A 12587-nucleotide genomic window follows, 5' to 3' on the forward strand; every position below is an offset into this window, starting at 1 on the left:
CTCCTGCCGTCCGACAGCGCCCTCCACCCGCACCACGACCTCCCCTCACCCTCCGGGCCCACCTCCTCCCGTCCGGCAGCGGCCTCCGCACGCGCCACGCCCTCTCCGCGTGGCACCGGGCACCGTCCCCCACCTGGCCGGACGCCGTCCGCCCCGGATGTCGTACGGTGGCATCCCGCGGGTGGAGCGGCGTCTCCGGCGGGCCTCGCGCGGGGCCCGATTTTGACAACCGTTTTCATTTACGCGCATACTAGTCGACATGATGTCCGAGTCCTCCCGACGTATCCGCATACGTAATGCCAGCCTGGCTGCGTCCGCCGTCCTTCTCGCCGCCACCACCGCCTGCGGCACCGAGACCGGCTCGACCAGCGGCGGCTCGCCCGGGGGGGCGTCGAGCGTCGCCGCGGACGGGAAGACCCGCGTCACCGCGGCCATGTATCCCCTGCAGTGGCTCGCCGAGCGGGTGGGCGGCCCCGACGCGGCCGTCACCGGCCTGACCAAGCCCGGCGTCGAGCCGCACGACCTGGAGCTGTCCCCGATCCAGGTGGGCGGGCTGGAGGAGACGGGGCTCGTCGTCTACATCAGGGGCGTCCAGCCCGCGGTGGACGAGGCCGTCGAGCAGCACGCCGCCGACCGGGCCTTCGACGCGGCCACCGTGGTCACGCCCCTTCCCGCGGTCGCCGAGGAGGAACACCACGGCGAGGAGGGACACGACCACGAGGAGGTCGGCTACGACCCCCACCTCTGGCTCGACCCGGCCCGCTTCGCGACGGTCGCCACCAAGCTCGGCGAGAGGCTGGCCACCGCCGACCCCGCGCACGCGCGGGGCTACCGGGACCGCGCCGCCGCCACCGCCGCCGACCTCACCGCCCTGGACCGGGAGCTGGCCAAGGGCCTGGCCACCTGTTCCTCGGACGCGATCGTCACCAGTCACGCCGCGTTCGGCTATCTCGCCGACCGCTACAAGCTGCACCAGATCGGCATCAGCGGTCTCGACCCCGATGCCGAGCCCTCTCCCGCCCGCCTCGCCGAAGTGGCAAAAGTGGCCAAGCAGGAGAAAGTAACTACGATTTTCACCGAAACCCTCGTCAGCCCGAAGGTCGCCGAGATTCTCGCCCAGGAGGTCGGTGCGAAGATCGCGGTCCTCGACCCGGTGGAAAGCCGGCCGTCGAACGGCGACTACCTGTCCGCCATGCGCCAGAACCTCTCCACACTCCAGGCAGCGCTCAGCTGCTCGTAAAGGTCACACGTGACGTCCAGCAAAACGGTTTTCACCATGAACGGCGGCCAGGTCGACCTGGACCGCCGTCCGGTGCTTCGCGGCATCGACCTGTCCGTCGAACCCGGTGAGGCGGTGGCGGTGCTCGGCGCGAACGGGTCGGGGAAGTCCACCCTCATCCGCGCCCTGCTCGGCCTCATCCCGCTGTCCGGCGGCGAGACCCTCCTGTACGACAGGCCCCCCGCCCGGTTCCGCGAATGGTGGCGGATCGGCTACGTCCCCCAGCGGCTCTCGGTGGGCGGGGGCGTGCCGACCACGATCCGCGAGGTCGTCGCCTCCGGCAGGATCGCGCGGCAGCGGCGCCTGCGCCCGACCGGCGCGGCCGACCGCGAGGCGACCGGCAGGGCCCTGGCGGCCGTCGGCCTGGCCCACCGCGCCTCCGACCCGGTGCAGGCGCTGTCCGGCGGGCAGCAGCAGCGGGTGCTGATCGCCCGCGCCCTCGCCGGGGAGCCCGACACCTTCGTCATGGACGAGCCCACCGCCGGTGTCGACTCCGAGAGCCAGCTGCTCCTCGCGGAGACGCTGTCCGCGCTCGTCGAGCAGGGCAAGACGGTCCTGCTGGTCGCGCACGAGCTGGGCCCGCTGGAGCCCCTGATCACCCGCGCGGTGGTCCTCAGGGACGGGTACGTGTGCCACGACGGCCCGCCGCCCCGGGCGGTCGGCACGCACGCGCTGCCCGGCCACGACCACGTGCACCCGCACGGCGAGGAGGAGCCCGTGAGCCCGCTCGACTGGAGGCCGGCGTCGTGATCGAGCTTCTGCGGTTCGACTTCATGCAGCGGGCGCTGATCGCCGCCCTCCTGGTCGGCCTGGCCGCCCCCGCCATCGGGACGTTCATGGTGCAGCGCCGCCTGGCCCTGCTGGGCGACGGCATCGGGCACGTCGCGCTGACCGGCGTGGCCCTGGGCTTCCTGACCGGGACCGCCCCGGTGCTGACGGCCGTGGTGGTCTCGATCCTGGGCGCCGTGGCCATCGAGCTGGTCCGCGCGCGCGGCAGGACCAGCGGGGACGTGGCGCTCGCACTGCTGTTCTACGGCGGTATCGCCGGGGGCGTGCTGCTCATCTCGCTGGCTCCCGGTGGCAGCAACGCCACGCTGATGTCCTACCTGTTCGGCTCGATCAGCAGCGTCTCCGTCCAGGACGTGTGGGTGATCGGCCTGCTGGCGGTGGCGGTGCTCGGCGTGGTGACCGTCTTCGGGCGGGAGCTCTACGTGCTGTGCCAGGACGAGGAGGTCGCCAAGGCCAGCGGCCTGCCGGTCCGCTTCCTCAGCCTGCTGATCGCCGTGACCGCCGCGCTGACCGTGGTCATCGCCATGCGCGTCGTAGGATTGCTTCTGGTGAGCGCGCTGATGGTGGTGCCGGTGGCGACCAGCCAGCAGCTCACCCGGGGGTTCGTGAGCACGATGTTCCTTTCCATGCTGTTTGGGATGATCTCCACGGTCGGTGGCCTGACCTCCTCCTTCTACGTCGAGGTCCCGCCGGGCGCGATCATCGTCATCGTCGCTCTCGCGGGGTTCGTCCTCGCCCTCGGGCTCGGTAGATTCGTACGTCGAAGCCGACCTCAGGAGTCCAGCCCATGAGCAACAGGCGTGACGCCGTCCACGCGATCCTCCGCCAGAGCGAGGGTTTCCGCAGCGCGCAGGACGTCTACGCGGAGATGCGCGCGGAAGGCGCCAAGATCGGACTGACCACCGTGTACCGGGCGCTCCAGGCGCTCGCCGACACCGGCCACGTCGACGTGCTGAGGACCGACGACGGTGAGTCGGTCTACCGGGCGTGCGCCAGCGGCGACCACCATCACCACCTGGTCTGCCGCACGTGCGGCCGTACGGTGGAGGTGGCCGGGCCGGCGGTGGAGCGCTGGGCCGAGGCCATCGGCTCCGAACACGGCTTCACCGAGATCACCCACACGCTGGAGGTCTTCGGGACCTGCGCCTCCTGCTCCACCGCCGCCAAACCGCTCCGCACGCCGAGCCGCGCCTGAGCGGACGCCCCGGCGAGACGCGCGTACGGGAAGACCGGTTCAGGACGTAGCGGACACACCAGGACACGGTGGTACGGAAGGCCTCGCGGCACGGAACATGCCGCGGCGCCGGGCGTACGCGAGGGGGCGCCGAAGGTCCACGGGAGAGATACGCTTCCGACACGGCGAGACGCCGTACGTGCCTCCACGTTGTAATCGCTCATACAGGAGTCAACATGCCATTCGGACATGACATGGTGCACTCACTCGCCACCGCGGTCGACCTGGTCAACACCTCCCCTTCCACCGGAGGCGAAGACGCCCTGACCGACCTGCGGAAACTCGGCGACTTCGTGGCGCGCTGGGAGGTCAGCGGGATCGGCGAGCTGGACGCCGCCGACCTGGCCCAGGTGCGCGCGCTGCGCGAGGCCTTCCACAAGGTCTTCACCGCCCCGGACCAGCCCACCGCGGTCATCCGGCTGAACACCCTGCTGAGCGGGACCCGCATCACCCCGCGCCTGGCGGAGCACGACGGCCACCCGCTGCACGTCCACTACTTCGCGCCGGACGCCTCACTCCACGAGCACCTCGCGGCCGACATCGGGGTCGCCCTGGCCCACCTGCTCGTCGAGGGCGAGTGGGAGCGCCTGCGCACCTGCTCGGCGCCCGACTGCGACCACGTCTTCGTGGACGAGTCACGCAACCGCTCGCGGGTCTACTGCGACAGCCGCACCTGCGGGAACCGGATGCATGTCGCCGCCTACCGCGCACGACGCCGGGCCTGACGTCACTCTCCGTTAATACCTATTGACTGAGTAGGTAATTCGGGTAGGTTGTGACGTGATGTCGCCAACCCCCGAGGAGAGCCCATGAGCGCCACCGACGAGCTGCTCGCCAACGCCGAGCGTTACGCGGAGACCTTCGACAAGGGCCACCTGCCCCTGCCGCCCGCGCGCGGACTGGCCGTGCTGGCTTGCATGGACGCCCGCCTCAACCCGTACGCCCTGCTCGGGCTCTCGGAGGGCGACGCGCACATCATCCGCAACGCGGGCGGCGTGGTGACCGCCGACGAGCGCCGCAGCCTGGCCATCAGCCAGCGCCTGCTCGGCACCAGGGAGATCATCCTCATCCACCACACCGACTGCGGCATGCTCACCTTCACCGACGACGACTTCAAGCGGCAGCTCCAGGCCGAGGTCGGGATCAAGCCCGACTGGGCGGCCGAGACCTTCACCGACCTCGACGAGGACCTCCTCCAGTCCCTCAACCGGATCAGGAACGACCCCTTCATCCCGCACACCGACTCGGTGCGTGGTTTCGTCTACGAGGTGGAGACCGGCCGCCTGCGCGAGGTCAAGGCCTGACGGCCGAGGCACCGTCCTCCGCGAGGTCCGGGACACCGGTCCTCGCGGGGCCGGAGCACCATGACCGCCGGGCTCCCGCGACGCGGAAAACCCCGGCTCTCGCAGCTCAGAAAACACCCGCAGCTCAGAAAACACCCGCAGCTCAGAAAACACCCGCAGCTCAGAAAACACCCGCAGCTCAGAAAACACCCACGGCAACCGGATCCCGCGGCTCGGAAAGCACCGAAGCGACCGCTCACACGGCTCAGAAGACCCCGTGGCGCCCGGCTCCCGCGGCGAAGCGGGACGCGCCGGCCGCCGCACCGGGCAGGACGTTCAGGCCGTGGCGCAGCTCCCCCGCCATGGCCTCCCGCTCGGGCAGCCCCTCCTGTTCCAGCACCGACATGCGGTCGCCGCGTACGCACTCCTGAGGGAAGCGCGCGATGGAGACCGCCAGGTTCTCGGCGGCGGCGCGCGCGGTGCCGGTCGGCACCACCCGGTTGACCAGCCCCATGCCGAGGGCCTCCACGGCGTCCACCGGACGGCCGGTGAGGATCATGTCCATCGCCCGGCCCGTCCCGACCAGCCTCGGCAGCCGGACGGTGCCCCCGTCGATCAGCGGGACGCCCCAGCGGCGGCAGAAGACCCCGAACACCGCGTCCTCCTCGGCCACCCGCAGGTCGCACCAGAGGGCCAGCTCCAGGCCCCCGGCGACCGCGTGCCCGGCGACGGCCGCGATCACGGGCTTGCCGAGCCGCATCCGGGTGGGCCCCATCGGCCCGTCGCCCTCGGCCTCCACCCGGTTGGCGCGGCCCTCGGCGACGGCCTTGAGATCGGCTCCCGCGCAGAACGTGCCCCCCTCGCCCCACAGCACGGCCACCGCCGCGCCGGGGTCGGCGTCGAAGTCGCGAAAGGCGTCGGCGAGCGCCCGGGCCGTGGGGCCGTCGACGGCGTTGCGGACCTCGGGCCTGGAGAGCACGACGGTGGTGACGGGCCCGTCGCGTTCGATCCTGACAGTCATCCGGGGCACCTCTCAGTGAGTCGGCGTCACCCGGAAAATAACATCATTCCGCGGCCGCACCCGAGGCGTCCCGCGCCGTCGGGACCGCGTTCGGCACCGCTCCCCCGTACCTCCTGTCGCGCTTGGCGTACGTCTCGCAGGCCTCCCACAGGTCGCGGCGGTCGAAGTCGGGCCAGAGGCGGTTGAGGAAGACCATCTCGGCGTACGCCGTCTGCCAGATCAGGAAGTTGGAGATGCGCTGCTCGCCCGAGGATCGGACGAACAGGTCGACGTCGGGGATCTGCGGCTCGTCCAGGTAGCGGGCGAAGGTCTCCTCCTTCACCCGGCCCGGCTTGACCCGCCCGTCGGCGATGTCCTGCGCCAGGCGCAGGGCGGCGTCCACGATCTCGGCGCGGCCGCCGTAGTTGACGCAGAACTGCAGGGTCAGCGTGGAGTTGCCCTCGGTCATCTCCTCGGCGTCGCGCAGCTCCTGGATGACGCTCCTCCACAGCCGTCCGGGACGGCCCGCCCAGCGGACCCGTACGCCCATCGCGTGGAGCTGGTCCCTGCGGCGGCGGATGACGTCGCGGTTGAAACCCATCAGGAAGCGGACCTCGTCGGGGGAGCGCTTCCAGTTCTCCGTGGAGAAGGCGTAGGCCGACAGGTAGGGGACGCCGAGCTCGATCGCGCCCTCGATCACGTCGAAGAGCGACGCCTCGCCCGCCTTGTGGCCCTCGGTGCGGGGCAGGCCGCGCTGCTTGGCCCACCGCCCGTTGCCGTCCATCACGATCGCCACGTGCCGTGGCACGAGGTCACGCGGGATCGGGGGCGGTGTGGCGCCTGAGGGATGCGGGACGGGCGGGCGGACGTTCACTTGGCTGCTCCCTTTCTACGTGTCGAAGAGAGCGTATGCCGTGTTCGAGGTGCCACTGGAGGTATGCCGCGACCAGGCCGCTGCACTCGGCGCGGTGCCGGGCGACGGAGGCGTCCGCGGTGGTCCAGTCGCCCTTGAGCAGCGCCACCATCAGGGAGAGGGTCTCCCCCTCGGGCACCGCCGCGCCCGCGGGACGGCAGGACCCGCACACCACGCCACCGGCCACGATGGCGAAGGCCCGCACCGAGACGGCCTTGCACCGGGCGCAGGCCTCCAGGGCGGGGGCGTAACCGGCGACCGCGAGGGAGCGCAGGAAGTAGGCGTCCAGGACGAGCCTGGCCTCGTGGTCACCCGAGCCGAGCGTGCGCAGGCCGCCGACGAGCAGCAGGAACTGGCGCAGCGCCGGTTCCTTCTCCCCCATGACCAGGCGGTCGGCGGTCTCCAGCATCGCGGTGCCCGCCGTGTAGCGCGGGTAGTCGGAGACGAGCGGCCCGCCGTAGGACCGGATGGTCTCGGCCTGGGTGATCATGTCGAGCGTGCGGCCGGTGTGGAGCTGAAGGTCGACGTGGGTAAAAGGTTCGAGCCGACCCCCAAATCGTGATGTTGTCCGCCGGACCCCCTTGGCGACCCCCCGGATCTTGCCCAGCCGCCGGGTCAGGACGGTGACGATACGGTCGGCCTCGCCCAGCTTGTGGGTGCGCAGCACGATGCCGTCGTCACGGTACAGACTCACCCGCACAGTGTAGTGGGACCGTCCACTTGGCAGAGGTGGAACCATGATCAAACGACACGGATAGATCACCGGTGCGTGTTGTTCACCTAAAACTCACTAAACTTTGGCCTCTGGCGAAATGCCGCCCCCGGATTACAACCGCCCCACACCCGTCTCCGCACGAAAGGGAGCCATGCCCCGCGTGGTCCTGCTGGGCTCGTCGCCCGGCCCCGATGCCGCTCCCGGCCAGGCGACGCCCGCCGCGTTGACCCTGCCCGCGCTTCCCGGCTGCCCCACGGTGATCGGCAAGCTGCACGGCCAGCTCGCCTCACTCGACTCCGAGCCGGTGACGATCGTCCGCTCCGGCGACGCCGCCGCCCACCGGGGCTTCCCCGGCAGCCTCGTCGAGACCTCCGACCTGGCCGGCGACCTGCGCGCCGTGGCCGACGCGGTCGAGGGCGCCACCGAGAACCTGCTCTTCCTGCCGGCCAACTCGCTGATCCACGACGAGCTGATCTACCAGATCACCAAGTCGAAGCGCGGAGCCCTCGCGCTGATCACCAAGGAGCCGCGCGAGGAGGACGAGAACGGCGACGTCATCGTCTTGGACGTCCCGATCGACGAGGCGCTGCCGGAGATCGGCGACCGGAGGCTGGAGGGCCTGCCCGTCCGGGTACGCGCCCGCAAGTCCCGGGTCATCTCGGTGGGCTCGGCCTACCACGCGGTGACCAGGCCCAACTCGGTCCTGCTCGGCCCGCTGCACCTGCACCACAAGCACGCGCCCGTCCTCGCCGAGGCCGCCCGCGAGCTGGCCGACATGGCCCACCTGCTGGGTCCCGACGACGACCTGGTCCAGCTGCTGGTCCTGGGCCTGGTGCGCAAGGGCGTCTCCGTCGGCATCCGTGGCCGCCGCGACCTGTTCTTCCGCCGGGTGTCCACCCCCGAGGAGGCCGCCGAGGCGCTGGCCGAGATGTCCACGTTCAACGAGGACAAGGCCCGGCTGAACAACGCGGTGAAGGGCGCCGACGGCTTCTTCACCACGTATTTCGTCAGCACCTACTCCCGGTTCATCGCCCGCTGGGCGGCCAGGCGGGGGCTCACCCCCAACCAGGTCACGCTGATCTCGATCGCGCTGGGGGTGGCGGCGGCGCTGTGCTTCGCCACCGGCGAGCGGGCCGGGATGGTCGCGGGTGGCGTGCTGATCTACTTCGCGTTCGTGTTCGACTGCGTGGACGGCCAGGTCGCGCGGTACGCCCGCAAGTTCGGCGTGCTCGGGGCGTGGCTGGACGCCACGTTCGACCGGTTCAAGGAGTACGTGGTGTTCGCGGGCCTGGCGGTCGGCGCGGCGGTCTCCGGCGTGGGCGACGTCTGGACGCTGGCGCTGATCGCGCTCGGCGTGCAGTCCATCAAGCACCTCCTCGACTTCTCCTACGGCGCGGCGAACCGGCGCAAGCCCCCGTCGCCGCTGCCCTCGGTGGCGCTGTCGGTCAGCGCCGACACCGGCCTGCGCCAGGCGCTGGAGGAGCGCAAGAACGCCAGGACCGGCGGGATCCGCAACCTGCTGAAAATCTGGGGCAGGGCCGGTAGATACCGTACGGTGCACTGGGCCCGCAAGATGATCGTGTTCCCCATCGGTGAGCGCTTCGCCGCCATCGCGATCGTCAGCGCCCTGTTCGACGCCAGGATCACCTTCCTGACCCTGATCATCTGGGGCGGCATCGGGGCCGCCTACTCGCTCACCGGACGCCTGATGAGGTCTCTCGCATGATCACCCAGCCGCAGACCACCCCCGTTCCGGATCCGTACGAGGAACGGCTGCGCGTGCAGACCGCCCGGCTGCTCGCCTACCGCGACGACGGCCCGCTGGTGACGCTGCTCCGCGACAAGGTGGGACCGGGGCTGCCCCCGGTGCCCGCCGCCCTCGCCGCGCTGCTCGCGATCATCGCGATGGCCGTGACCGGGATGCTGGTGAACGGGCCGATCCTGCTCGTCCCGGTGCTGGTCATGCTCGTCCTGGTGCTGCCCACCGCGGCCCGCGACCACCTCGGCAAGCTCGACTGGCTGACGCCGCCGCTGATCCGGGGGACCGAGTTCCTCACGATCATCCTGATCGGCCTGGCGGCCGACGCGCCCAAGTGGCTGCTGTACGTGCTGATCTACGTGATCGGCTACCACACCTACGACACGGTGTACCGGACGCGGCAGAGCATCTGGCCGGCCCCCTGGGTGTTCCAGGCCGGGCTGGGCTGGGAGCTCCGGCTGCTGCTGATCGGCGCCGGTGCCGCGCTGGGCGTGCTGACGTGGGTGCTGGCCGCTCTCACGCTCTACCTCGGCGTGCTGTTCGCGGTCGAGAGCGTGACGAGCTGGGTCGGCCTGGACAAGCAGACGGCGAACGCCGCCCAGGCGAGCGACGACCTGGAGACCTCCCCGGAGGAGGCCCAGGAGCAGGCCACCGGCGAGGCCGACCAGACCTGACCTTCCCGGCTTTAAGCTCACGAGCACACGGACGCCGCCGGACGGATCATCCGTCCGGCGGCGTTCGTATGTCCGGGACACCGGCCGCCGCGGCTCACCGCGGCCCGCCGCGAACCCGCGCCGATCCGAAGCGGTATACAGGTCTGCGTGGAACTGGACAGGCTGGATCGCGACATCATCGGGGCACTCGTCGAGGACGCCCGCGCCACGTACGCGGAGATCGGGCAGCAGGTGGGCCTGTCGGCGTCGGCGGTGAAACGCCGGGTGGACCGGCTGCGCGAGACCGGTGCCATCACCGGGTTCACCGCCCGGGTGGAGCCCGCGGCGCTCGGCTGGACCACCGAGGCCTACGTGGAGCTGTTCTGCGCGGGCAAGACCTCGCCGTCGGAGATCGGGGTGGCCATCGGCCGCCATCCCGAGGTGGTCTCGGCGTGCACCATCACCGGCGAGGCGGACGCGCTGCTGCACATCAGGGCCACCGACGTACGGCACGTGGAGCGGGTGATCGAGCGCATCGCCGCGGAGCCGTTCGTGGTGCGGACCAAGAGCTCCATCGTGCTCTCCCGCCTGATCGAGGCCCCCCTCGTGACCTCGCGCAGCGAGCCGTTCATCGCCCCGCACAACGAATCGACGTTCCTGACCTGAACCACGCAAGAAACCCGCGTCAGCGCGCAAGGGCAGGCTCTTGGCCTGCGAGAACGCTGTTCTTAGGCTGATGACGCCCCCATCGAGACCGTGATGGGCGGCTGTCATCACGATCTTTCATATGCGGGGTTATCCATGACGAGGCACTACCTCATGTGTCGGCCCGACCACTTCGCGGTCGAGTACGCGATCAACCCGTGGATGCACCCCGAGGCCGGAGCCGACCGCGAGGTGGCGATCAGGCAGTGGGAGACCCTCAGGAGCGCCTACGAGGGGCTCGGGCACCGCGTCAGCCTCATCGACCCGGTTGAGGGCCTGCCGGACATGGTCTTCGCCGCCAACGGCGCGCTGGTCGTGGGCGGCCGCGTGTACGGCGCGCGGTTCACCCACCCGCAGCGCGCGGCCGAGGGGCCCGCGTACCTGCGGTGGTTCGTCGACAACGGCTACGAGCGGGTCCGCGAGGCGGCCTTCACCAACGAGGGCGAGGGTGACTTCCTCACGCTCGACCACCTGGTGCTGGCCGGGACCGGGTTCCGTACCGACATCACCGCGCACAAGGAGGCCCAGGAGTTCCTGGGCCGCCCGGTGGTGACGCTGCAGCTGGTGGACCCCCGATTCTACCACCTGGACACCGCACTCTTCCCGCTAAACGGACATAACGTGGCATACTTCCCAGGGGCCTTCTCTCCGGGGAGCCAGGAGGTGCTCCGTAACCTCTTCCCCGACGCCGTCGTCGCGAGCGAGGACGACGCGGCCGTACTGGGCCTCAACGCCGTCAGCGACGGCGTCAACGTGGTGATCAACGCCGAGGCCGCCGACCTGCAGCTCGAACTCAAGCGCCGGGGCTTCGAGGTCATCCCGGTGGACCTGTCGGAGCTTCGCAAGGCGGGCGGCGGTCCCAAATGCTGCACGCTGGAGATCCGGGGTAGTGCCTGACATGACGTCCACAGACCAGGTAGACCGGGGAGGGGTACGAATGACCGGCACCGACGACCTCATCGAACTGAGCGAGCGCCGCAGCGCGCACAACTACCACCCCCTGCCCGTCGTGATCCACGAGGCGCGGGGCGCCTGGGTCGTCGACGTGGAGGGCAGGCGGTTCCTCGACTGCCTGTCCGGCTACTCCTCCCTGAACTTCGGGCACGGCAACCCGAAGATCATCGCAGCGGCGCAGGAGCAGCTGTCGCGGCTCACCCTGACCAGCCGCGCCTTCTTCCACGACCAGTTCGCCACCTTCGCCGCCGGGCTGGGCGACCTCACCGGCAAGGACTTGGTCCTGCCGATGAACACCGGCGCCGAGGCCGTGGAGACCGCGATCAAGGTGGCCCGCAAGTGGGGCTACGAGGTCAAGGGCGTGGCCGCCGAGCAGGCCAACATCATCGTGATGGAGGACAACTTCCACGGCCGGACCACCACGATCGTCGGCTTCTCCACCGACCCCGACGCCCGGGGCGGCTTCGGCCCGTACACCCCCGGTTTCAGGATCGTGAAGTACGGCTCCGTCGAGGCGATCCGCGAGGCCGTCGACGCCAACACGGTCGCGGTGCTGCTGGAGCCCATCCAGGGCGAGGCCGGGGTGCTGGTGCCGCCGGACGGCTACCTCACCCAGGTCCGCGAGCTGTGCACCGCCGAGAACATCCTGATGATCGCCGACGAGATCCAGTCGGGTCTCGGCCGCACCGGCGAGACCTTCGCCTGCGACCACGAGGGCGTCGTCCCCGACGTCTACGTGCTGGGCAAGGCCCTGGGCGGCGGCGTCGTCCCGGTCTCGGCGATCACCGCGAACGAGGACGTGCTCGGCGTGATCAGGCCGGGGCAGCACGGTTCGACCTTCGGCGGCAACCCGCTCGCCTGCGCGGTCGCCAACGCGGTCATCGAGCTGCTCGGCACCGGCGAGTACCAGGAGCGGGCCAGGAAGCTCGGCGAGGTCATGCACGAGAGGCTGCGCGGGCTGATCGGCCACGGTGTGGTCACCGTGCGCGGACGTGGCCTGTGGGCGGGGGTCGACATCGACCCGTCGCTGGCGAGCGGGCGGGAGGTCTCCAAGGCGCTCATGGCCCACGGCGTCCTGGCCAAGGACACCCACGGCTCGACCATCCGCCTCGCCCCGCCGATCGTCGTCTCCGAGGAGGACCTCCTGTGGGCGGTCGACCAGCTCGGCGCGGTCCTGGAGGAACTCGCGAGGTAACCCCTCGGGCGCGGGGGCCGAGACTGTGCGCGGCCCCCGCGGGAGTTCACAGCGTGACCTCCCTTGAACGACGCCCGGAACCGCCGCTTCCCTGAGCGACGCCCGGGA

The 12587-nt window shown here is 70.7% G+C and carries 14 protein-coding genes; 11 read left to right on the forward strand and 3 right to left on the reverse strand.

Annotated features, from left to right (window positions below):
• Positions 1 to 259 precede the first annotated feature (259 nt).
• The 6 genes from ACW9TB_RS22165 (at position 260) to ACW9TB_RS22190 (ending at position 4606) form a co-directional block, all read left to right on the forward strand.
• Positions 260 to 1240, forward strand: a complete 981-nt coding sequence (locus ACW9TB_RS22165; RefSeq protein ID WP_472749951.1) for a metal ABC transporter substrate-binding protein — start codon at positions 260 to 262, stop codon at positions 1238 to 1240.
• A gap of 36 nt (positions 1241 to 1276) precedes the next feature.
• The gene (locus tag ACW9TB_RS22170; protein WP_472750052.1) at positions 1277 to 2029 is read left to right on the forward strand and encodes a metal ABC transporter ATP-binding protein; all 753 of its coding nucleotides are present in this window, start codon (positions 1277 to 1279) and stop codon (positions 2027 to 2029) included.
• Positions 2026 to 2859: a metal ABC transporter permease gene (locus ACW9TB_RS22175; protein ID WP_472749952.1), complete on the forward strand. Its 834-nt coding sequence runs from the start codon at positions 2026 to 2028 to the stop codon at positions 2857 to 2859. Before ACW9TB_RS22170 ends, ACW9TB_RS22175 begins: the two co-directional genes overlap by 4 nt.
• Positions 2856 to 3263 (forward strand): Fur family transcriptional regulator, encoded by a 408-nt coding sequence (locus ACW9TB_RS22180; RefSeq protein ID WP_472749953.1) that lies wholly within the window; start codon positions 2856 to 2858, stop codon positions 3261 to 3263. Before ACW9TB_RS22175 ends, ACW9TB_RS22180 begins: the two co-directional genes overlap by 4 nt.
• Before the next feature lie 215 nt (positions 3264 to 3478).
• The gene (locus ACW9TB_RS22185; RefSeq protein ID WP_472749954.1) at positions 3479 to 4027 is read left to right on the forward strand and encodes a CGNR zinc finger domain-containing protein; all 549 of its coding nucleotides are present in this window, start codon (positions 3479 to 3481) and stop codon (positions 4025 to 4027) included.
• 84 nt (positions 4028 to 4111) lie between these two features.
• A complete protein-coding gene (locus ACW9TB_RS22190) occupies positions 4112 to 4606 on the forward strand; it encodes a beta-class carbonic anhydrase (protein ID WP_472749955.1) in 495 nt (164 codons plus the stop codon).
• A gap of 244 nt (positions 4607 to 4850) precedes the next feature.
• On the opposite strand, the gene ACW9TB_RS22195 is transcribed toward ACW9TB_RS22190, so the two are convergent.
• Genes ACW9TB_RS22195 through recO form a run of 3 tightly spaced genes read right to left on the reverse strand, consistent with a single transcriptional unit; the run spans position 4851 to position 7192 of the window.
• Entirely contained in the window at positions 4851 to 5606 is a 756-nt protein-coding gene (locus tag ACW9TB_RS22195) for a crotonase/enoyl-CoA hydratase family protein (RefSeq protein ID WP_472749956.1), read from the reverse strand.
• A gap of 43 nt (positions 5607 to 5649) precedes the next feature.
• A complete protein-coding gene (locus tag ACW9TB_RS22200; RefSeq protein WP_472749957.1) occupies positions 5650 to 6459 on the reverse strand; it encodes an isoprenyl transferase in 810 nt (269 codons plus the stop codon).
• Complete coding sequence (gene recO, locus ACW9TB_RS22205; protein WP_472749958.1) at positions 6398 to 7192, reverse strand: DNA repair protein RecO; 795 nt, start codon at positions 7190 to 7192, stop codon at positions 6398 to 6400. The genes ACW9TB_RS22200 and recO overlap by 62 nt, the downstream gene beginning before the upstream one ends.
• Before the next feature lie 172 nt (positions 7193 to 7364).
• Here recO and ACW9TB_RS22210 point away from each other — a divergent pair, with 172 nt between their 5' ends.
• From ACW9TB_RS22210 to rocD, 5 genes are all read left to right on the forward strand, one after another.
• On the forward strand, positions 7365 to 8939 hold the full coding sequence (locus ACW9TB_RS22210; RefSeq protein WP_472749959.1) for a CDP-alcohol phosphatidyltransferase family protein: 1575 nt from the start codon (positions 7365 to 7367) through the stop codon (positions 8937 to 8939).
• Complete coding sequence (locus ACW9TB_RS22215) at positions 8936 to 9646, forward strand: DUF5941 domain-containing protein (protein WP_472749960.1); 711 nt, start codon at positions 8936 to 8938, stop codon at positions 9644 to 9646. The genes ACW9TB_RS22210 and ACW9TB_RS22215 overlap by 4 nt, the downstream gene beginning before the upstream one ends.
• 147 nt (positions 9647 to 9793) lie before the next feature.
• The gene (locus ACW9TB_RS22220; protein ID WP_472749961.1) at positions 9794 to 10291 is read left to right on the forward strand and encodes an Lrp/AsnC family transcriptional regulator; all 498 of its coding nucleotides are present in this window, start codon (positions 9794 to 9796) and stop codon (positions 10289 to 10291) included.
• A gap of 135 nt (positions 10292 to 10426) precedes the next feature.
• Positions 10427 to 11227 (forward strand): dimethylargininase, encoded by an 801-nt coding sequence (gene ddaH / locus ACW9TB_RS22225; protein ID WP_472749962.1) that lies wholly within the window; start codon positions 10427 to 10429, stop codon positions 11225 to 11227.
• Between the two features lie 40 nt (positions 11228 to 11267).
• Positions 11268 to 12479 carry an ornithine--oxo-acid transaminase gene (gene rocD, locus ACW9TB_RS22230; RefSeq protein ID WP_472749963.1) on the forward strand — a complete coding sequence of 404 codons (1212 nt, stop codon included), beginning with the start codon at positions 11268 to 11270 and terminating at the stop codon, positions 12477 to 12479.
• Positions 12480 to 12587 lie beyond the last annotated feature (108 nt).

It is taken from the genome of Streptosporangium sp. H13245, from assembly GCF_055690525.1.